Below are 20,399 nucleotides of genomic sequence, written 5' to 3'. Positions count from 1 at the left end.
CACAGCCCGGCGCACCAAGGGCGTGCCGGGATGACGGTGACCGTGATGCGGCCCACAGGCGCGGCCGCACCAGCGAATCTAGGAAGACCGGGCCGACGCGTCAATACCTGTCGACACGTTGATATGATCTTAACCGGGAAAGGACACCCGGAACGTCGAGGCGGCCGCGTCCGCCAGGTACAGGCGTTGCGCCACGGCGCCGGTCCCGTCGAGGGTGACGGTTCCGCGCGGCAGCTCGAACTGCGCCGTCCGCATCTCCCGCGCGATCGAGTACGGGTCGTCCTCGCCGGCGTGGCGGACGGCGGCGACGTACATGCGCAGCGCCTCGTACACGGACTCGCTCAGGGTGGACAGCGGCGGCGCCCACGGCCCGTACGCCGCGCGGTAGCGTCGCACGAGATCCTCGTTCCCACTGGTCGGCAGGTCCTGGAAGTAGCCGGACACCCCGGAGATCCCGGCCGCCGCCGCGCTCCCGACGTACGCCAGCGTCGATTCGTCCATGGCCAGGGAGAGGGTGCGGGTGCGGTCGCGCAGGCCCATGGCGTGGCACTGGCGCTCGAACGCGACGGCGTCGGCGCCGACGAACGTGGACAGCACGAGGTCCGCGCCGGAGGCGGCGACGGCCTCGACCAGCGGGCTGAAGTCCCGGGTGCCGATCGGCGCGAACCGCTCGCCGACCAGCAGCCCGCCCGCCGCGGGGATGACCTCCCGGGCGGCCGCGTGGCACCGGTGCGGCCACAGGTAGTCGTTCCCGGCGAGGAACCAGCGGCGGCCACCCGTGCGGGCCATCATCGGCCCGGTGGCCGTCGCGAGCTGGTCCGTGGGCCGCTCGCCGAGCTGGACGCGCAGCGGCCCGTCGATGCCGCCCTCGTTCATCAGCGTGTGCACCAGCAGCACGCCGGTCCCGGCCAGCGCGGCGCTGACCGCCACGAACGTGGCCGACGTGGTGGAGACCAGGATCGTGCGGCAGCCGGCGCGGACCAGGCGGCGGGCCTCGGAGACCCCGGTGGCCGGGTCGGTCGCGTCGTCGCCGACGGCCAGGTGCAGTGGCCGGCCCAGCACGCCGCCCTCGCCGTCGATCTCCTCCCGGGCCAGCTCGGCGGCGTTCTCCGCGGCGACGGCGAACACGCCGCCCGGCCCGGACTTGGTGGTCAGCAGGCCCACCCGGTGGCTGCCGGCGGGCACGGCGTCCCGGACCGGGTGGCCGTGGCGGCGCAGGAGCCAGGCCACGCCCCGCTCGTCGAGCTCGGCGACCAGGCGCACCCGGGTGCCCGTCCCGGCGCGGTCGAGGTGGAGCCGGACGTGCCCCCGCCACGGCTGCTCGTGCCTGATCTCGAGCAGGTGCGGCCTGCGCACCCGGCTGAGGCGGCCCAGGAGCTCCACCGGGGACGGGTCCGGGCCGCCGAGCGGGGCCCGGATCGAGACGCTCGCGCCGGGCTCGACCCGGTCGCAGACGGCGTCGAACACCCAGCCCGCACCGGTGCCCGCGCCGAACAGGTCGTAGACGACCGACGGTGTGGCGTCGACCTGTTGCTCGGCGCGCAGGGCGACGCCGCCCATCAGCCGGCTCTGGATCGGTCCGGTCGTGCGCTGGACATCGGCTCCTCGACGGCGGCCCGGACCGCGTCGAGGGAACTCTGGAACAGCCCCTGCAGGTGCCGGATCACCTCTTGCCCCGCGCCGGAGTGGTCCACGGCGTAGTAGCGGAAGCGGCCCGCCCGGCGCTCGGTGACGAGGCCCGCGGCGCGCAGGATCCGCAGGTGGCTGGACACCGCGGTCCGGCCGACCCGGCTGACGTGGGCCGAGAGCTCGCCCGCGCTGCACTCCTCGTGGTCCGCGAGCACGGCCAGGATCTCGCGGCGGACGGGATCGGCCAGGGCGTCGAAGGCCTGTGAGGTGTCCACAGTGGCCGCGGCTCCTCCCCGTCCGGTGCGCGTGATGGCCCATCGTAGGCCACTCGGCGATCCGGCGTCCGCCGTCGTTCTCCGACGCATCGGACGCCCGGGCGCCCCCGTGGTCCCCCTATATTCACGACGACGACGGTCGGAGCGCCAGGACGTCGTCGGCGCGCCTTCCCCGGATGCACCACTCGAACGGCGCAGCCGCCGTCGACACGGCGGCAATGCTTCCGGGACAGACTCGCGTTCTCCGCTCCCGCGGACAGGGGAGGGCACATGGCGGCGACCGTCCTCGACGTCGCGTTCGTCGTACCGACGAGCGGTACCAGCGGCATCTACGGTCCCTCGTGCGAGGCGAGCGGGCGCCTGGCGGTCTCCGAGATCAACGACGCGGGCGGGATCCTCGGTCGCGAGGTGCGGCTGCGCCCCGTCGACGGGGGGCGCTCCCCGGCCCGGGTGGCCGACGAGGTCGACGCGCTCGTGCGGTCGGGTTCCGTCGGCGCGGTGTCCGGATGGCACACCTCGGCGGTCCGCGAGCAGATCGCACCGCGGCTGCGAGGCAGGGTGCCGTACGTCTACACCGCGGTCTACGAGGGCGGGGAGCGCACGCCCGGGGTGTTCCTGACGGGGGAGACGCCGGCGGGGCAGCTGCTCCCGGCGATGCGCTGGATGTCCCGCGAGATGGGCGTGAAGAGCTGGACCATCGTCGGCAACGACTACGTCTGGCCCCGGGCGTCCGCCGGAGCGGCCCGCGCGTACGCCGGCCCGGTCGGCGCGGAGATCCGCGACGAGATCTTCGTCGGCCTCGGCACCGAGGACTTCGGGCCGGTGCTGCGCCGGATCGAGCGGTCCCGGTCCCAGGGCGTCCTCATGTTCCTGCTGGGCTCGGACGCAGTGCACTTCAACCGTGCCTTCACCCGGATGCGGCTCCACGACGGGTGCGTGCGGCTGAGCCCGCTCATGGACGAGAACATGCTGCTCGCGACCGGGGCGGCCAACACGCACGAGCTCTACTCGGCCGCCGGCTTCTTCGAGACGCTCGGCACCGCCCACAGCATGGACTTCGAGCGGCGCTACGTGGCCCGGCTGGGCCCGACGGCACCGGCGATCACCTCGCCCGGCGAGTCCTGCTTCGAGGGACTGACGCTCCTGGCGGAGCTCACGACGGCCGCGCGGAGCACGGACGTGCCGCGGATCAACGGCGTGTCGGAGTCGGTCGCCTACGAGGGGCCGCGGGGCCCCGTCCACCTCCGGGACCGCCACCTGGTGCAGCGCGTCTACCTCGCCCGGGCGGACGGGCTGGAGTTCGACGTGCTGGCCGAGATCAACGGCGGGGCCTGAGCCGCACCGGTCAGTCCCGCGTGGACAACCGGCCGTCCGCGAGGGACGTGGCGGACGCCAGGCGGGCCAGCAGCTCCACGAGGAGGGGCGCGTCCGTGCCGAGGGTGGCCAGCGCGTCCGACTCGGCCCGGTCGACCCGGGGGGCGAGGCGTTCGTGCACGGCGTACCCGTGGTCGGAGATGAACCCGAGCACCCGGCGCCTGTCGCGGGCGTCCACCAGGCGGTAGACCACCGCGGAGTCGACGAGCTTGTCGATGATCTTGGTGAGGGTCGGCCCCGGGACCACGAGCGCGGCGGCGATCTCGGACATCGGGTGACCCTCGCCGTCGGCGAGCAGGTCGAGGACCCGCCACTGGTCGAGGGTGAACCCGTCCCCGGTGAGCTCCGCCTCGAGCGAGCGCGCGACCTGTCGCTCGACCTGGACGAGCACAGTGCCCAGCGGCCTGCGGGTCCTCGTACTCCGTCGTCGCTCGGTCACCCGTCGCCTCCAGGTCCTTCGTCCACCCAAATACTTTACAGCGGAGGTATTTCTGCGGTTTCCTCGCAGGGTGCGCCGCACGTGTGAATAACTGAGCAGGTATTGAATTCCGGCGAGCGCCTCCGCAGGCTGTCTCCGGCCCGCCGTCTCGATGCGAGGAGTGTCAGCAGTGGTGAACGTCGCGACCACCGTTCCCGCCCGGTCACCCGTCCGGCTCGACCGGGCGCGCCTGGCCGGGCTGCTCGGTGTCATCGCCCTCATGCACGTCGTGGGTTTCGGCATCCTGTTCCTCGTCGTGCTGCCCGCGAACCTGTCCGCGGGCGGGCAGGTGTTCGGGCTCGGGCTCGGGCTGACCGCCTACACGCTGGGCCTGCGGCACGCCTTCGACGCCGACCACATCGCCGCGATCGACAACACGACGCGCAAGTTCATGGCCGAGGGGCGCCGGCCGGTCTCGGTCGGGTTCTGGTTCGCGCTGGGCCACTCCAGCGTGGTCATGGCGCTGGCCGTCCTGGTCGTCCTCGGCACGAAGGTCGTGGGCACCCTCATGTCCGAGGACTCCGCCACGCACCAGATCCTGGGCATCGCCGGGACCAGCGTCTCCGGGCTGTTCCTCTACCTGATCGGCCTGCTCAACCTCGTCGCCCTCATCGGCATCCTGAAGGTGTTCCGCGGGCTGCGGCGCGGGGAGTTCGACGAGCAGGCGCTCGAGGCGCACCTGCAGAGCAGGGGCTTCCTCGCCCGGCTGCTGAGCGGGATGACCCGCTCTATCCGGCGCCCCGGGCAGATGTTCCCGGTGGGCCTGCTGTTCGGTCTCGGCTTCGACACAGCCAGTGAGGTCACCCTCCTCGTCCTCGCCGGCACGGGCGCCGCGGCCGGGCTGCCCTGGTACGCGATCGTCGTGCTGCCCCTGCTGTTCGCCTCCGGGATGACGCTGCTCGACACCCTCGACGGCGCGTTCATGAACGTCGCCTACGAGTGGGCGTTCGCGAACCCGGTCCGCAAGGTCTTCTACAACATCGCCATCACCGGCCTGTCCGTCGCGGTCGCGCTGGTGATCGGGACCATCGAGCTCGTCACGGTGCTGCACGAGGACGTCGGCTTCGACGACCCGGTCACGAACTGGGTGTCCGGGCTGGACCTCAACAACGTGGGCTTCGTCGTCGTCGGGCTGTTCGTGGTGGTGTGGGGCGGGGCGCTGCTCTACTGGCGCCTCGGCCGGGTCGAGGAACGCTGGGGACGCCACCACGGGCCGGGTGGCGCCGAGGTGCAACCGAGCGAGGCCTGACCTCCCGGCCGCGCCTGCCTGCACCTCCGTTCACCTACCTGCCTTCGGATCCGGCTGAGCACTTGGGCATCGAGCGCGGGCGTGGCTACGCTCGGGCCGTGCACGAGTCGCTGCCGGACTTCCGGATGCCGGACGACGGCCAGGTCCAGCTGGCCGCGGACGTCTTCCGGCTGCTCGCCGACCCCACCCGGATCAAGCTCCTCTGGGCGTTGCTGCAGGGCGAGGAGTCCGTCGCGTGCCTCGCCGAACTCGTCGACGCCCCACCGACCGCGGTCAGCCAGCATCTGTCCAAGCTGCGCCTGGCGGGACTGGTCCGGGGGCGCAGGCAGGGCACCTTCGTCTACTACACCGTGGTGGACGAGCACGTCGCGAGGCTGCTCGGCGGGGCGCTCTTCCAGGACGAGGACGCGGCCCGCCGGAGCACGACACCCGCCGCACCGGCGCGCTGAGCACCGGCACAGGTCCGGTCAGGACGGGGGCGGCCGGCACTTCGCCGTCGCGGCCGGGTTCGGGGGCACGAGCCCGAGGCGCGCGGCCATCCACGGGAGCGAGTCCCGCAACGCGGCGCTCCAGGCCTCGAAGGAGTGTCCGAGGCCGTCGAGCACGACCAGGCAGGTCTCGATGCCGGCCTGCCGGGCCGATGGCGCGAGCCGCGTGGCCGCGGCGGCGGAATCGGTGTCCGTGCCGCCCACCTCGAACCATCCACCGGTCCCCGGGAACCGCCGCGAGCCGAGCAGGGTCGCCGGGTCGTGGGCGGCGAACTCCCGCTGCGACCCCCCGAAGTACTGCGCCACGGTGGCGGGGACCCCTTCGTCCGTCTCCCCGGCCCGCGGCCCGAGGAGCCCGCTGAAGTCGCCGAACGTGCCGAACGTGCCGGGATGGCGCAGCGTCAGCAGGAGGGCGCACATGCCGCCCTCGCTGAACCCGGCGATCGCCCACTGCGTGCCGGGGGGCCGGGTGGAGAACTGCTGCTGCACTGCCCGCGGAACGTCGGCGGTCAGGTAGGTCTCGGCATCACCGCCGGGCGAGTCGACGCACTCGGTGTCCCCGATGAAGTCGCCGTTGACGTCGGGCATGACGACGACCGGTGCGAGCCCCCCGTGCTGCGCGGCGAAGGCGTCCAACGTCGAGGTGGCCCGGCCGCCGTCGGCCCAGTCGCCGGGCCCGCCGGGCGTGCCGTGCAGCAGTACCAGCACGGGGAGCTCGGGGCGGTCCACGCCGAACCACGCGGGCGGCAGGTAGGCGATGGCCTCCCGGGCCGCGAATCCCGAGCGGGTGCCCGGCAGGGTCGCGGACACCACGAGACCGTTCTCGGGTACCCGGCCCCGGGCCCGGTCCGCGTAGGCGTCCCGGATGTCGTCCGCGCCGCCGAGGCCGAGCGCCACGCCGAGGGTGGGAAGGTAGCGGTAGCTCGCGTTGACGGCGGCGGCGACGTCGACGACTGCCAGGGTGAGGACCAGCATCACGGCCAGCGCGACGCTCACGGACCTGCGGGCGAAGCGCAGGATGAGGCCGATCCCGATCAGGGAGAGGACCAGGAGCACCGCGCGCACCGGCCACCAGTCGGTTGCCGACAAGTTCTGCAGGGTCTCGATGAGACGGGAGCATAGCGATGGCCACGTTCCTCGCGGTGGCGTTCGCGTTGCTCTCCGCCCTGTCGTTCGCGGTGGCGTGGGTGGCCCAGCAGCGTGCCGCCGCGGCCGTGCCGGACGAGGAGGCCCGCGGCATCCGGCTGATCCTCCGGCTGATGCGGCGCCCGGTCTGGTGGGCGGGCACGTTCGGCGACACCGCCGCCTTCGCGCTGCAGGCCGTCGCCCTCGGGTTCGGCTCGCTGCTGCTGGTCCAGCCGCTGATCGTGACGTCGCTGTTGTTCGCGCTGCCGCTGGCGGCGCGGTTCGGCGGCGCCCGGCCCACTAGGGCGGACCTCGGCTGGGCGGCGCTGCTCGCCGTCGCGCTGGGGGTGTTCATGGTGGTGGGCGAGCCGACCGCGGGCGTCGACCGAGCCGGGCTGCGGGACTGGGCGCCGGCCGGGCTGACGATCCTGGGCCTGCTCGTCGCCTGCGTCGCCCTGGCGTCCGTGCGGCGGGGGACGGTCCGGGCCGTGCTGCTGGCGTGCGCCACCGGCCTGGCCTACGGTGCGGTCGCCGCGCTGACGAAGGGCGTGGTCGACCTCCTCGGCGAGGGCGTCGTCCCCCTCCTCACCGCGTGGGAGACCTACGCGCTGGTCGTCGCGGTCGTCGGCGGGACGCTGCTGCAGCAGTCCGCCTTCCAGGCGGGGGACCTGGCCGCGTCGCTGCCCGCCGTGACCGTGGGGGAGCCGGTGGTCGCGGCGGTGATCGGGCTGACCGTGCTCGGCGAGCGGCTTCGGGCGGACGGGCCCGAGTGGGCACTGATCGGGCTACTGGTCGCGGTCATGGTGGCGGCGACGGTGGTGCTGGCGCGGTCGTCGGCCCGGTCGGCGCCGCCGGCACCCGCCGGCTCCTGATCCCCGCGTCGGGGTCCTCGGAGAGAACTGTGCTCACGCGACGCCCGACCGGGCGCCGGTGGCCGGGACGCCCCCGCCCGCGGGTGTCGTCTCCGTCCCGACCTCCTTGGGCACGAACAGCTCCCCGAGCACCGGCACGGACAGGAACCCCTCCGCGCCGGCATAGAGCAGCCCGACGCGGGGGAGGTCCCGCGCCCGCCGGTAGGCCAGCACGCGCGGCATCCACTCCGGGCCGAACTTCTCGTTGAAGTCGTGCAGGCTCCTGATCTGGAAGAACGGGTTCACCACGCCGACGGCCCAGCGCGCGACCCGCTGCGCCGGCGTCCGCTCGATCTCGTCGTCGAAGAGCCGGCCCCACAGCGCGAAGTTCATCGACAGCCGGGCGATCCCGTGCCGGCCGAGCTCCCGGGCGCTGGAGGCGATGAGGAACTCGGTCATACCGTTCGGCGCGCCCGGGTCGTGGCGCATCAGGTCCAGCGTGTACCCGAAGTCCGTGCCGTAGGCGGGCACCACCCGCAGGAACCCGCCGGGCACGCCGTCGGAGTCCAGCGCCACGCACAGCAGGAAGTCGGGGTTCGCGCCCTCGCCGACGACGTCCTGGCTCAGCGCCATCGTGAACCCGCGCTCCGGGCTCTTGCCCCGCCACTTCTCGCTGATCGCGTTGAGCTGCCCGACCAGCGTCGACGACGCCCGGTACTCCGGGATCAGCTGGAACCGGTAGCGCTTCCCGACCCGCCGGGTCGCGGACCGCACGCTGCGCCGCTCGGGTCCGTCGAGGGAGAACGTGCGGCAGTTCAGGATCGCCTCGTCGCCGAGGTAGAACGAGCTGAACCCGCGGGAGGCGTACAGCGGCATGCTGGCCTCGCGGACGGCGAGGAACGCGGGGTTCCACGCCCGGTCGTCGCACATCGCGAGGAACTCGTCGAGCACGGTGACCACCGAGTCCCGGGCGCCGACCGGATCCGCGGAGACGAGGGCGTAGCCGCCGATGTAGGTGTAGGCCAGGAACGCCTCGCCGTCGGAGGAGAAGAAGAAGCTCTTGTCCCGGCGCAGGGAGAAGTAGGCGAGGGTGTCCCACCCGTAGGTCCGCACGAGCCGGTTCGCCTGCTCCCAGTCCGTGCCCGTGTGCGGCCGGCGGCCGACGAGGGGCCGGAACAGCAGGAGGAGGAACACGAGCAGGCCGGCGATGCCGAGCGCGAGGAGTGCCGTGGGGAAGAAGTCCGCGAAGAACGGGGCGTCGTAGGTGTACGGCCCGTCCACGCCGACCAGGCCCGCCAGCGTCGTCAGCAGCGCGCCGCCGAAGGACAGGTCCGGGGTGAGCCGTCCGCGCTCGGTCCACAGCGCGAAGAGCCCGAATCCGAGGACGCCCGCGACGTAGATCGGCACGAACCGCACCAGCCGCCAAAGCGACGGCGGATCGGCCGGGGCCCGGAACCGGTCCCGGTTCCAGACCAGCGCGACCAGCAGCGCCACGCAGACCGTGACCGCCACCGGGTGCGGCCCCTTGAACAGGTGCCCCCACCCGGCCACCGCGACGAGCACCACCGCCACCCGCCAGGCCAGCCGCTTGTGTTTGGCGAGCTGGTCCGCGAGCAGGATCAGCAACAGCCCGACGATCACCGACACGACGTGCCCCGCCACCGGGAACCAGAGCGGGCCGACCCCGTCCGGCTCGCCGTCGAACCGGCTGTGCATCACGGGCAGCCGCACGAGCAGCTGGGCGACCCCGGCCAGGGCGGTGGACAGCGCGATCACCCGGACGGCGCCCCGGCCGCGCCGGTCCCGCTCGGGGGCCGCAGCGATGACCCCGGCCGACGGCGCGATCGGTGACAGCGCGGTCACCGACGGCGGCGGCCCGGCGCGAACGGCCTGCCCGGGCGGGCCCGGCGCCGGGAGGCCGGTGGGCGGCAGCACGAGGCGCGGGCCGCCGTCGGGCGGGGTGAACTCCGGTCGCAGCGTCGGGAAGAGGATCACCTCGCGGATCGACTCCACCCCGGCCAGGAGCATGATCAACCGGTCGATGCCGATGCCGAGCCCGCCGGTGGGCGGCATGCCCTGTTCCAGCGCGCGGACGTAGTCCAGGTCGATGTCCCCGGCCTCGGGGTCGCCGTCCGCCTTGGCCCGGGCCTCGGCCTCGAAGGCGGCGAGCTGCTCCACCGGGTCGTTCTGCTCGGAGTAGGCGTTGCAGAGCTCGAAGCCCGCGACGATCAGCTCGAAGCGCTCGACGTAGGCAGGGTCGTCCCGGTGGGCGCGGGCCAGCGGCGAGACCTCGCGCGGGTAGTCGATGCAGAAGACGGGGCCGACGACGTCGTGCTGTACCTTCTCGTCGTAGACCTCCTTCATCAGCCGCCCGGCGCCCCAGCCGGACTCCCAGGCCAGGCCCATGCCGTCGAGGATCCGGCGGGCCTCCGCGAGCGGCATGTCCGGATGCATCACCGCGCCGGTCCTCTCGGTGATCATGTCCGCGAACCGGACCCGGGGCCAGTCCTGCGCGAGGTCGATCGTCTCGCCCGCGTAGTGGACGGTGAGGTCGTCCCCGAGCGCGGCCCGCGCCGCCGTCGTGATCACGTCCCGGACGAGGTCCATGACGTCGTGGTAGTCGGCGTAGGCCTGGTAGGCCTCGAGCATCGTGAACTCGGGGTTGTGCCGCGTGTCGACGCCCTCGTTGCGGAACACCCGGCCGATCTCGAACACCCGCTCCATGCCGCCGACGATCAGCCGCTTGAGGTGCAGCTCGAGGGCGATCCGCAGGTACATGTCGAGGTCGAGCGCGTTGTGGTGGGTGATGAACGGCCGCGCCGACGCCCCGCCCTGGACGGACTGCAGGACCGGGCCCTCGACCTCGGTGAACCCGCGCTCGGCGAAGGTCCGCCGGATCGCGGCGATGGCCTCGTGCCGGATCCGGAAGATCTCCCGGGTGCGCTCGTTGACCTCCAGGTCGACGTAGCGCCGCCGGTACCGCGTCTCGACGTCGGTGAGCCCGGCGTGCTTGTCGGGTGGCGGCGCGATCGCCTTCGCCAGCAGCGTGAACTCCTCGACGCGCACGGAGAGCTCGCCGCGCCGGGTCGTCATCACGACGCCCTCGACGCCGACCCAGTCCGCCCGGTCCAGCTCGTCGAAGGCCCGGTGGCGCTGCGCGCCCAGGACCGCCGTGTCCACGAAGAGCTGGATCGCGCCGGTCCGGTCCCGGAGCCGGCCGAAGGTGAGGGCGCCCTGGCGGCGGATCAGCACGAGCCGTCCGGCGAGGAGCACCCGCGCGTCCGTCACGGTGTCCGGCGGCAGGTCCGGGTGCTCGTCGCGCACCTGCCGGGCCGTGTGGTCCGGTGCGTACCGGTAGGGGTAGGGCCGGCCGCCGGCCTCCCGCATCCGGGCGATCTTGGCCCGGCGCACGGAGTCCTGGGTGCGCGCGGTACCGGGCTCGGTGTCCGAATCGACGGCCATCGGGCCACCGTAGTGAGTCGCGGAGCACACTTCGTCCGGCTTTCAGGTCGAGCTTCGCCGATCAGACCTGGTCAGCGCCGGTCGCCGGACCACCGCTGCGCCGAGGCCGCCGCCCCGGTGACCAGGGCCCCGATCGCCAGTCCGATGACCAGCCGGATGACCCCGCCGGCGAGCGCCTCCGGGAGCGGCGTGCCGCCGACGAGGGGCAGCACCGTGGCGGCCGCCGTCACGAGGCCGACGATCCAGCCGAGGTAGGCGAGCGGACGCGGCGTCGAGACCAGCAGTAGGTGCGCGAGCCCGGTCGCGACGAGCGCCGCGCCCGCCGCTGCCACACACGACAGCGTGGTGGCGGAGTCGCCGAAGCCGGCGGCGGACGGTACGGCGGGCACGACGCGGAGCAGCACCCGGACGACCAGCACGCCGACCAGGGCGACGAGCGCGGCGACCACGGCTGTCGCCATGCCGCCCGTCCACAGCCGGGTCGCGTCCAGGGCCGGGCGCGGGGACGCCTGCACCTCGCGGGCCGGGACCGGCGCGTACGGGTCGGTGCCGTGGCGATCCGGTCCGTAGGCGGGGTACCGATGACCCGACCCTGCCGCGCGGGCCCGGTCCGCACCGTCACCCGGCCGGGCCCTCCGCGGACGACCGGCGTGTCGGCCGATCGGTGGTCACCTCCGCGCGGTCAGCCCGCAGCCGGCACCGGGGCACCACCGACGGACGCCGGATCCGGCGCCGGGTCCGGTACGCACGGCAGCTCGACGACGACGACGGTGCCGCTCGGCTCGCCCGGCAGCGTGGTCAGGCTGCCGCCCGCGGCGTCGACCCGCACCGTGTGCGACGCCAGCCCGATGTGCCCGTCGCGCAGGCTCCGCTCGGCCGAGCCCTCGGGGAGCCCGACGCCGTCGTCGGCGACGATCAGCCTGGCCCGGGAACCGGCCGGTTCGAGGATCACGGTCGCCGTCCGGGCCCGGGCGTGTTCGGCCACGTTCGCGAGGAGCTCGCGGGCGGTACGGAACAGCAGGGCGTCGGCGGAGGTGTGCAGGTCGTCGGGCCAGCCGTCGGTCACGACGTCGACGGTGAAGCCACCGCGCGCCGCGGCCGTGCCGGCGGCGTCCCGCAGGGCCGCGGGCAGCCCGGCCCGCGCCAGCACGGCGGGGTGCAGCTCCGCCACCGTCGAACGCAGCAGCCGCGATGTCTCGCGCAGAGCCGTCTCCAGCCGGTCGAACGACCCGGGGTCGCCGGTCTCCCGCGCGTCCTCCAGGTCCTGGCGGGCGGCCAGCACGTACTGCAGGGCGCCGTCGTGCAGGTTCTCGGACAGCGTCCGCCGCTCCCGCGCCTCGAGTTCGGTGAGCTCCCCGAGCAGGTCCGTGCGGCTCCGGACGAGGCCGCCGATCGTCCGTACCCGGGAGCGCTGGATGCGGGAGAGGCCGACGCAGCCGAGGCCGACCCCGGCCACGACCAGCGTGCGCAGCAGGAGCGACGGCCACGGCTCGATGTTCGCCTCCTGCGTCGCGATCGCGGCCAGCAGGTACACGGCGACGGTGGGCACGACGACGGCCGCGCACACCCGCGGCCGGAGCTGGGTCGCGGCGAGGACGGGGACGAGGAGGAACCCGGTGGTGAACACGTCGGAGGTCCAGCTGTCCGGGGTCGCGACCCCGGTGAGCAGGGTCAGCACCGCCAGCACCGCCAGGTCGACGAACAGCGCGAGCCATGCCAGGTGCACCGATGCCGCCGGATCCCGCCGGATCCACACCGCGACGGCGACCGCCCACAGCGCGTACCCGGCGCCGATCGCCGCGCAGGCCGCGACGTCGTGCCCGGGTGGCACGGTGACGGCGGTCAGCGCGACGAAGGCCACCAGCACCCAGCGCAGCACGACCTGCAGGCGCACGCCGCGGCGCGCGTGCTCGAGCGCGACCGCCCTCACCTCGGGTCCGACGGGTGCGGGCGCACCCGCCGAGTTCGCGACGGCCATGCGCTGTCCCTTCGGCCGGTCTCGCTCGGACGTGCGCTCATGGTGGCACCGCAGGGGGCCGGACGTCCCTATGCTCGCCCGATGACGGCAGGACGGTCGGGCGACCCGCGGGTCCGGGTGGTCGTCGCGGACGACCACCCGTTCTTCCGCGACGGTGTGTCCCGTGGACTCGTCCGGAGTGGGCGGATCGAGGTCGTCGCGGAGGCGGGCGACGGCCGGGCGGCGCTGGACGCCATCCGGCGCGACGGGCCGGACGTCGCCCTCGTGGACTACGAGATGCCGGACGTCGACGGGCTCGGCGTCGTCCGCGCCGTGGTCCGCGACGAGCTGCGCACCCGGGTGCTGCTGCTCTCCGCCCACACCGACAGCGCCGTCGTGTTCCAGGCGTTGCAGGAGGGTGCGGCCGGATACCTGGCCAAGGACTCGCGGCGCGCCGCGATCGTCGAGGCCGTGCTGGACGTCGCCCACGGCCGGACCGTCGTGCCCCCTGAGCTGGCCGCCGGACTGGTCGGGGAGATCCGGCTGCGGGCGCAGAGCGTGGGGCCGGCGCTCAGTGAGCGCGAGCGGCAGGTGCTGGCGGCGTTCGCGCGGGGCCTGTCGATCCCGCAGGTCGCGGCAGAGCTGTTCATCGGCGTCAGCACCGTCAAGACCCACACCCAGCGGCTGTACGAGAAACTCGGGGTCTCGGACCGGGCCGCCGCGGTCGCGATCGCGATGCGCAAGGGCCTGCTCGAGTAGGGGCCTGCTCGAGTAGGGGCCGGCTGGAGTACGGGGCGGCACGTGCGGAAGCCCGCGCCGTCACCGGTGCGGGCCGTCCGTGGACCAGATGTCAGGAGCCCATCTGGTTGTCGCCGTGGGCCAGGAGGCTCGCCAGGGCGGTCTGCGTGGCGGTGTTCATCGTGCCGGTCTGCGGCAGCTTGGCGTCGCGCTGCAGGTAGTCGATCGCCTGCACGGTCTGCGGGGTCATGGTGCCGGTGATCGGGCCCTCGTAGTAGTCGAGCTGCCCGAGCTCGCGCTGCAGCGTCTCGATCACGGCCGAGGGGACCGCCAGGGGCTGCAGCGTGACGTGGTGCGTGCCGCCGCCGGGGGCGAGGGCGTGGTGTGCGCCGCCGTCGATGGCGGGCGCGGTCCACGACGACGCCGAGCCGGTGGCGCCGGGCATGGGCGCCGGGGCGGCCGAGGTGCCGCCGAACCCGAGGACGATCCCGGCGGTGAGAGCGGCGCCGACGAGGACGCCGACGGCGGTGAGGAAGACGGTGCGGCCGCCGGAGCTGCTGCGCGGGGCGGCGGCGTCGTGGGCGTCGTGCTCGGTGGAGGTGTCGGTGGTGATCATGGTCTGTTCCTCTCGGTGGGCCGGGGCTGTTGCCCTGATGACTCCACGATGACCCCGCCGGCGCCCGCACACCGTCGGCCGGGAGGGCCCTGCGGGGGACGATCCCGCTGTCGGGCGATCGGGGGACGGCGGGGGCCGCCGGGCCGCTTCACGCCTGCAGGCGCGCTGGAAGGTCGGGGCCGCCGGGACGCCGCAGCGAACCGTCTACGCGAAGTTCTGGAGGGGGTGGCGCGCGCGGGCGATGAGTTCCGTGGGGCCGCGCGGTCTCTCCCGTGTGGGAACCTGCCGCCCGCCCCGACACGAGGAGACCTCGATGCCCGCCAGTACCCCCGCCCCGTCCGGTGCTCCCTGCTGGATCGACCTGTTCAGCTCCGACCCCGACCGCGCCGCCGAGTTCTACGGCGCGGTCCTGGGCTGGGAGGCCGAGTCCTCCGGCGCCGAGTACGGCGGCTACGTGAACTTCACCAGGAACGGCGTGCGCGTTGCCGGGATGATGCGCAACGACGGTTCGGCGGGCCAGCCGGACGCGTGGACCACCTACCTGTCGGTGCCGGACGCGAAGGCCACGACCGAGGCCGTCGTCGGCGCCGGCGGGCAGGTCTACATGGAGCCGATGCAGGTGGGCCCGCTGGGGACCATGGGCATGGTGGCGGATCCGGGTGGCGCCGCGGTCGGGCTGTGGCAGCCCGGCGAGCACCGGGGCTACGGGCTGAACGGCGAGCCCGGCGCGCCCTGCTGGCACGAGCTGCACACCCGGGACTACGAGGCCGTGCTGGACTTCTACCGCACGGCGCTCGGCTGGGAGACGCGCGTGATGAGCGACGCCGAGGACTTCCGGTACACCCAGATGGTCTCCGGCGACGGCGAGTACGCCGGGGTGATGGACGCGAGCGCCTTCCTCCCCGAGGGCGTCCCGTCGACCTGGCAGATCTACGTCGGGGTCGTGGACGTCGACGCGGCCGTGGCCCGGACCGTCGAGCTCGGGGGGAGTGTCGTCGAGGCGCCCGAGGACTCCCCGTTCGGCAGGCTGGCGCGGATCGCGGACCCGACGGGCGCCCAGATCAAGCTGGTGGAGGTGCCGGTTCCGGCCTGACTACCGTCTTCAGGCGTGACCGAACCGCCCTACCTGCGCACCACCCGCGAGGCCTACGACACCGTCGCGGCCGAGTACGCCGAGCACTTCCGCGGCGAGCTCGACAGGAAACCGCAGGACAAGGCGATCCTCGGCGCGTTCGCCGAGCTCGTCCGCGCGAACGGGCCGGTGCTGGACGTCGGCTGCGGGCCGGGTGACGCACTGGCCCACCTGCGGACGCGCGGGGTGAAGGTCTTCGGCGTCGACCTCTCGCCCGGGATGGTCGACGTGGCCAGGTGGGCCAACCCGGGCGTCCGGATCGACGTGGGCTCGATGACCGCGCTGGACCGCCCGGACGGTGCTCTCGGCGGCCTCGTCGCCTGGTACTCGATCATCCACATCCCGCCGGAGGAGCTGCCGGCGGTGTTCGCCGAGTTCCACCGCGTGCTGGTCCCGCGCGGGCACCTGCTGCTCGCGTTCCAGGTCGGCGACGAACCCCTGCACTTCGACGAGGCGTTCGGCCACGCCGTCGACCTGGACTTCCGCCGGCTGCGGCCGGACCGGGTCGCGGACGTACTCGCCGACGCCGGGTTCGACGTGCTCGCGCGGACCGTCCGCGAGCCGGTCGGGGCGGAGACGGCCGAGCAGGCGTTCGTGGTGGCGCGGCGGAGCTCCTGACGCGCTCAGCATTCGACGATGGTCACCGCCAGGCCGCCGCGGCTCGTCTCCTTGTACTTGCTCTTCATGTCCGCGCCCGTCGCGCGCATCGTGCCGATCGCCTTGTCCAGGCTGACGTGATGGGTGCCGTCCCCGCGCACCGCCATCCGGGCGGCGGTGATCGCCTTCATCGACGCGATCGCGTTGCGCTCGATGCACGGGATCTGGACGAGCCCGCCGATCGGGTCGCAGGTCAGGCCGAGGTTGTGCTCGATGCCGATCTCGGCGGCGTTCTCCACCTGCTCGGGGGTGCCGCCGAGGACCTCCGCCAGCCCGGCCGCGGCCATCGAGCAGGCCGAGCCGACCTCCCCCTGGCAGCCCACCTCGGCCCCGGAGATGGACGCGTTCTCCTTGAACAGCGCGCCGACGGCGGCCGCCGTGAGCAGGAAGCGGACGGTCCCGTCGTCGTCGGCCGCGGCACAGAACTTCGCGTAGTAGTGCAGGACCGCGGGGACGATCCCGGCCGCGCCATTGGTCGGGGCCGTGACGATCCGGCCGCCCGCGGCGTTCTCCTCGTTGACGGCGAGGGCGAACAGCGTGACCCACTCCGTGGCGCCCAGCGGGTCGCCGTCGTCGCCGCGGGACTCCAGGTCCGTGCGCAGCGCCGCCGCCCGCCGGCGCACCTTCAGCCCGCCCGGCAGCACGCCGCCGGTGCGCGACCCGCGCTCGACGCACTCCTGCATCACCGACCACAGGTGCAGCAGCCCGGACCGGACCTCGGCCTCGGGCCGGCGCGCGCACTCGTTGGCCAGCATCACGCCGCTGATCGCGAGCCCGGTCTCCCGGCACCGGGCGAGCAGCTCGGCGCCACTGTGGAACGGGTACGGGACCTCCGTCGCGTCGGGGACGAGCACGGGTGCGCCCGTCTGGTCCTCGTCGAGGACGAACCCGCCGCCCACCGAGTAGTAGTGCCGGACCAGCAGCGTCTCGCCGGTGCCCGACGCCGCGCGGAACCGCATCCCGTTGGAGTGGAAGGGGAGTGAGCGCCGCCGGTGCAGCACGACGTCGTCCGCCGCCACGAAGCCGATCTCCTGCGTCCCGCCCAGTCGGATCCGCCCGGTCTCCCGGACGCCCTCGACGATCGGGGCTGCCGCCACCGGGTCGACCGTCTCCGGTCGTTCCCCGGCCAGCCCGAGCACCACCGCGCCGACGCTGCCGTGCCCCTTCCCGGTGGCGCCCAGCGAGCCGAACAGCTCCGCCTTCACGTGCGCGACCCGGTCCAGCAGCCCGTCCGCCGCCAGCCGCTCCACGAACGAGTGCGCGGCCCGCATCGGCCCGACGGTGTGCGAGCTCGACGGCCCGATCCCGATGCTGAAGAGGTCGAACGCGCTGACGGTCATCCCCGGTGCTCGGGCGCGGTCTCGATGTGCCATTCCGTCGCGGCGTCGATCAGCCACTCGGCCAGGTACCCGGCGAAGGACGACCTCACCAGGATCCGATAGTCCGTGCCGTCGTCGTCCAGGGCGAGCAGGACGACCCCGGCCTGGCCCAAGGTCGTCACCGCCGCCGAGCCGGCCGGGAACGCCCGCGGGTGCAGGTCGATCGCGCAGCCGGTCTCGAGGACGTCGCGGGCGTGCGCGCCGCGCAGCCGGATCGTGGTGCGCTGGGCGGACACGTCGACCGCGGCGCCCTCGCCGTCCAGCGCCTCCCGCAGGGCGGCCTCGAGGTCCGCGGGGGAGACGAACGGGCTGGTCACGAGCCACTCGTCGGGCCCCAGCCAGATCGCGGTGGACCCGGCCCCGTCCGCGCCGCCCTCGGCCCAGCCACGGACCGGCAGCGGCCTGCCGACCTGCGCGGCGGTGCGCTCGGCCGCCGCACCCGAGCACCGGACGTCCACCATGGCGTGGAAGGGCTCGGCGAGCAGCGCGACGGTGTCCGGGAGCTCGGCGAAGCGCCCGGCCCAGCCGTGCAGCGGGCCGGTGCGCGCGAGTGTCTCGGCCATCCCTGTCTCAGCCATCGCGACGGGTTCCTTCCGGGTCGACGAGCACCGAGCTCGTCACCTCGACGGGCACGAGCTCACCACCCACGGGGACGACGAGGGTTTCGCCGATGCGCGCGTGCCCGCCCTTGACCAGCGCGAGCGCGAAGGTCCGGCCGAGGGCGGCGCTGCGGTAGCTCGACGTGACGTGGCCGAGCATCGGCACCGGGGGCGGCGGCAGCTCCGCGAGGTTCTCGACGATCTGCGAGCCCTCGGGGAGCTTGCGCTGAGGGTCCACCGGCAGCAGCCCCACGAGCTGCTTGCGCAGCGGGTCCAGGTTGGACGGCCGGGAGAAGGAGCGCCTCCCGATGAAGTCCGGCTTCTTCTTCGACACCGCCCAGGCCATGCCGAGGTCCTGCGGCGTGACCGTGCCGTCGGTGTCCTGCCCGATGATCGGGTAGCCCTTCTCGGCGCGCAGGACGTGCATGGTCTCGGTGCCGTACGGCGTGATCCCGTGCTCGGCGCCAAGCTCCAGGAGCCGCGCCCAGACGGCCGGTGCGTGCCAGCCGTCGACGCTCACCTCCCAGGCCAGCTCGCCCGAGAAGCTGATGCGCGCCAACCGGACCGGCACGCCGGCGATCCCGTCTCCTCCATCGAGCACCGTGTCGAGCCAGCTCATGAACGGGAAGGCCTCGTTGGACACGTCGACGCCGGGGGCGAACGCGCCGATCACGTCGCGCGACCTGGGGCCGGCGACCGGGAACGTCGCCCACTGCTCGGTCACCGATGTGAGGTGCACCCGCAGGTGCGGCCACTCCGTCTGCAGCCACTCCTCCATGTGGTCGAGGACCGGCGCGGCGCCGCCGGTGGTGGTCATGACGAGGAAGCGGTTCTCGTCGATCCGGAGCACCGTGCCGTCGTCGATCACCATGCCGTCGAGCCCGCACATCACGCCGTACCGGACGCGGCCGGGCTTCAGCGAGCTCATCAGGTTCGTGTAGATCATGTCCAGGAAGGCGCCGGCGTCGGGGCCCTGGACGTCGATCTTGCCGAGAGTGGAGCCGTCCAGAATGCCGACGCCGCCGCGGACCGCCGCGCACTCGCGCAACACCGCGGTCTCCATGTCCTCGCCCGGCCGCGGGTAGTAGCGCGGCCGCTTCCACTGGCCGACGTCCTCGAACACCGCCCCGGCCTCGACGTGCCAGGGGTGCAGCGCCGTCGTCCGCTCGGGGTCGAACAGCCGTCCGCGCTCCCGCCCGGCGAGCGCGGCGAACGCGACCGGCGTGTACGGCGGGCGGAACGTGGTGGTGCCCAGGGACTCGATCGGCACGCCGAGCAGCTCGGCGGTGATCCCCGAGGCGATGACCCCGGAGGTCTTGCCCTGGTCGTGGGCGGTGCCGATCGTCGTGTAGCGCTTGACGTGTTCCACCGAGCGCATCCCGGCGCCGACGGCCCGGGCGATGTCCGCGACCGTCGCGTCCCGCTGGAGGTCGACGAACTGGCGCGCCGGGTCGCCGTCGGTGCGCCAGAGCACCTTCGTCGGCGTCCGCTCGACGGGCTCCGGTCGTTCGCCGGCGCCTTCGGCCAGGCAGCCGGCGAGGTCCAGGGTGCCGTTCGCGGCCCCGACGACCGTGACGCCGTCGAGCGGTTCCCCCGGGACGAACGCGCCGAGCGCGGGCTCGTAGCGGAGCGCGCCGCGGACGTGGCTGAACAGGTGGGCCGTGGGGTTCCAGCCGCCGCTGACCAGCAGGAGGTCGCAGGGGATCGCCTCGTCGCCGACGAGGGCGTGGGTGACCCTGTCCGCGCCGTGGGTGCCGGTGACCGCGGTCCCCGTCCGGACCGTGATCCCTTGCTCTGCGCACACCCGCGCACCGGCCTCCGGGGCCTCGTCCCGGGCGTCGAGCACCGTGACGCGGGCTCCGGCGCGGGCCAGGTCCGCGGCGGCGTCGTAGGCCGCGTCGTCGCTGGTGAAGGCCACGATCTCGCGTCCGGCGAGCACGCCGTGGCGGTGCAGGAAGTCCCGGGCCGCGCCCGCGAGCATGATCCCCGGCCGGTCGTTGTCCTCGAACACGATCGGCCGCTCGTGCGCCCCGGTCGCGACGACGACCTGCGCCGCGCGGATCCGGTGCACGCGCTGCCGGGAGACGTTCCGCGGGGCGTCGGTGCCGAGGTGGTCCGTGCGGCGTTGCAGGGCGAGGACGAAGCCGTCGTCGTAGTGGCCGAAGGCGGTGGTGCGCTGCAGGTGGAGCACGTCCGGGTAGGACCGCAGCTCGACGACGGTGTCCGCGACGAAGTCCAGGGCGGAGCGGCCCGCGATCCGCTCGGTGCCGAGCAGCGTGCCGCCGGCGGCCGGACGGTCGTCGACGAGCACGACCCGCTCCCCGCGGCGCGCGGCGGTGCGGGCGGCGAGCAGCCCGGCCGGCCCGGCGCCGACGACGAGCAGGTCGCAG

General features: G+C 73.9%; 18 protein-coding genes. 7 read left to right on the top strand and 11 right to left on the bottom strand.

Features of this window, described 5'->3' with window-relative positions:
* Positions 1-129: 129 nt before the first annotated feature.
* Positions 130-1,560, bottom strand: a complete 1,431-nt coding sequence (locus JWP64_RS06905; RefSeq protein ID WP_297493677.1) for an ABC transporter substrate-binding protein — start codon at positions 1,558-1,560, stop codon at positions 130-132.
* On the bottom strand, positions 1,560-1,904 hold the full coding sequence (locus tag JWP64_RS06900) for a metalloregulator ArsR/SmtB family transcription factor (protein WP_297493676.1): 345 nt from the start codon (positions 1,902-1,904) through the stop codon (positions 1,560-1,562). The genes JWP64_RS06905 and JWP64_RS06900 overlap by 1 nt, the downstream gene beginning before the upstream one ends.
* A 270-nt stretch (positions 1,905-2,174) precedes the next feature.
* Between JWP64_RS06900 and JWP64_RS06895 the strand changes: the two genes are divergently transcribed.
* Entirely contained in the window at positions 2,175-3,239 is a 1,065-nt protein-coding gene (locus JWP64_RS06895) for a substrate-binding domain-containing protein (RefSeq protein WP_297493675.1), read from the top strand.
* A gap of 10 nt (positions 3,240-3,249) precedes the next feature.
* On the opposite strand, the gene JWP64_RS06890 is transcribed toward JWP64_RS06895, so the two are convergent.
* Positions 3,250-3,717 carry a MarR family transcriptional regulator gene (locus JWP64_RS06890; protein ID WP_297493673.1) on the bottom strand — a complete coding sequence of 156 codons (468 nt, stop codon included), beginning with the start codon at positions 3,715-3,717 and terminating at the stop codon, positions 3,250-3,252.
* Positions 3,718-3,976: 259 nt separating this feature from the next.
* Here JWP64_RS06890 and JWP64_RS06885 point away from each other — a divergent pair, with 259 nt between their 5' ends.
* The gene (locus JWP64_RS06885; RefSeq protein WP_297493693.1) at positions 3,977-5,005 is read left to right on the top strand and encodes a HoxN/HupN/NixA family nickel/cobalt transporter; all 1,029 of its coding nucleotides are present in this window, start codon (positions 3,977-3,979) and stop codon (positions 5,003-5,005) included.
* Positions 5,006-5,103: 98 nt separating this feature from the next.
* Positions 5,104-5,454, top strand: coding sequence for a metalloregulator ArsR/SmtB family transcription factor (locus JWP64_RS06880; RefSeq protein WP_297493671.1), 351 nt, complete (start codon positions 5,104-5,106; stop codon positions 5,452-5,454).
* 18 nt (positions 5,455-5,472) lie between these two features.
* Here the strand turns inward: JWP64_RS06880 and JWP64_RS06875 are convergent, their stop codons facing one another.
* Entirely contained in the window at positions 5,473-6,582 is a 1,110-nt protein-coding gene (locus JWP64_RS06875; RefSeq protein ID WP_297493670.1) for an alpha/beta hydrolase-fold protein, read from the bottom strand.
* Positions 6,583-6,617: 35 nt separating this feature from the next.
* On the opposite strand from JWP64_RS06875, the gene JWP64_RS06870 reads away from it, so the two are divergent.
* Positions 6,618-7,490: a DMT family transporter gene (locus JWP64_RS06870; protein WP_297493669.1), complete on the top strand. Its 873-nt coding sequence runs from the start codon at positions 6,618-6,620 to the stop codon at positions 7,488-7,490.
* A gap of 33 nt (positions 7,491-7,523) precedes the next feature.
* Here JWP64_RS06870 and lysS read toward each other — a convergent pair whose 3' ends face one another.
* The 3 genes from lysS to JWP64_RS06855 form a co-directional block, all read right to left on the bottom strand.
* Entirely contained in the window at positions 7,524-10,931 is a 3,408-nt protein-coding gene (gene lysS, locus JWP64_RS06865) for a lysine--tRNA ligase (protein ID WP_297493668.1), read from the bottom strand.
* A 71-nt stretch (positions 10,932-11,002) separates the two neighbouring features.
* The gene (locus tag JWP64_RS06860; protein WP_297493667.1) at positions 11,003-11,392 is read right to left on the bottom strand and encodes a hypothetical protein; all 390 of its coding nucleotides are present in this window, start codon (positions 11,390-11,392) and stop codon (positions 11,003-11,005) included.
* Between the two features lie 221 nt (positions 11,393-11,613).
* Positions 11,614-12,909 carry an ATP-binding protein gene (locus JWP64_RS06855; protein WP_297493666.1) on the bottom strand — a complete coding sequence of 432 codons (1,296 nt, stop codon included), beginning with the start codon at positions 12,907-12,909 and terminating at the stop codon, positions 11,614-11,616.
* A gap of 81 nt (positions 12,910-12,990) precedes the next feature.
* On the opposite strand from JWP64_RS06855, the gene JWP64_RS06850 reads away from it, so the two are divergent.
* Positions 12,991-13,647, top strand: a complete 657-nt coding sequence (locus tag JWP64_RS06850; RefSeq protein WP_297493665.1) for a response regulator transcription factor — start codon at positions 12,991-12,993, stop codon at positions 13,645-13,647.
* 91 nt (positions 13,648-13,738) lie between these two features.
* Here JWP64_RS06850 and JWP64_RS06845 read toward each other — a convergent pair whose 3' ends face one another.
* On the bottom strand, positions 13,739-14,242 hold the full coding sequence (locus JWP64_RS06845; RefSeq protein WP_297493664.1) for a peptidoglycan-binding domain-containing protein: 504 nt from the start codon (positions 14,240-14,242) through the stop codon (positions 13,739-13,741).
* Positions 14,243-14,555: 313 nt separating this feature from the next.
* On the opposite strand from JWP64_RS06845, the gene JWP64_RS06840 reads away from it, so the two are divergent.
* Both JWP64_RS06840 and JWP64_RS06835 read left to right on the top strand, forming a co-directional pair.
* Positions 14,556-15,335: a VOC family protein gene (locus tag JWP64_RS06840; protein WP_297493663.1), complete on the top strand. Its 780-nt coding sequence runs from the start codon at positions 14,556-14,558 to the stop codon at positions 15,333-15,335.
* A 15-nt stretch (positions 15,336-15,350) separates the two neighbouring features.
* A complete protein-coding gene (locus tag JWP64_RS06835; protein ID WP_297493662.1) occupies positions 15,351-15,992 on the top strand; it encodes a class I SAM-dependent methyltransferase in 642 nt (213 codons plus the stop codon).
* A 5-nt stretch (positions 15,993-15,997) separates the two neighbouring features.
* Here the strand turns inward: JWP64_RS06835 and JWP64_RS06830 are convergent, their stop codons facing one another.
* The 3 genes from JWP64_RS06830 to JWP64_RS06820 all read right to left on the bottom strand — a co-directional run.
* Complete coding sequence (locus tag JWP64_RS06830) at positions 15,998-17,371, bottom strand: L-serine ammonia-lyase (RefSeq protein WP_297493661.1); 1,374 nt, start codon at positions 17,369-17,371, stop codon at positions 15,998-16,000.
* The gene (locus JWP64_RS06825) at positions 17,368-17,988 is read right to left on the bottom strand and encodes a sarcosine oxidase subunit gamma family protein (RefSeq protein WP_297493660.1); all 621 of its coding nucleotides are present in this window, start codon (positions 17,986-17,988) and stop codon (positions 17,368-17,370) included. Before JWP64_RS06825 ends, JWP64_RS06830 begins: the two co-directional genes overlap by 4 nt.
* On the bottom strand, positions 17,981-20,399 hold a 2,419-nt coding region (locus tag JWP64_RS06820), incomplete at its 5' end, for an FAD-dependent oxidoreductase (protein ID WP_297493659.1). The genes JWP64_RS06825 and JWP64_RS06820, both read right to left, overlap by 8 nt.

The organism is Pseudonocardia sp. (genome assembly GCF_025465255.1).
Taxonomy (GTDB): domain Bacteria; phylum Actinomycetota; class Actinomycetes; order Mycobacteriales; family Pseudonocardiaceae; genus Pseudonocardia.
Note: the sequence above shows the minus strand (reverse complement) of the source record. Positions and strands in the feature narration are given on the sequence as shown.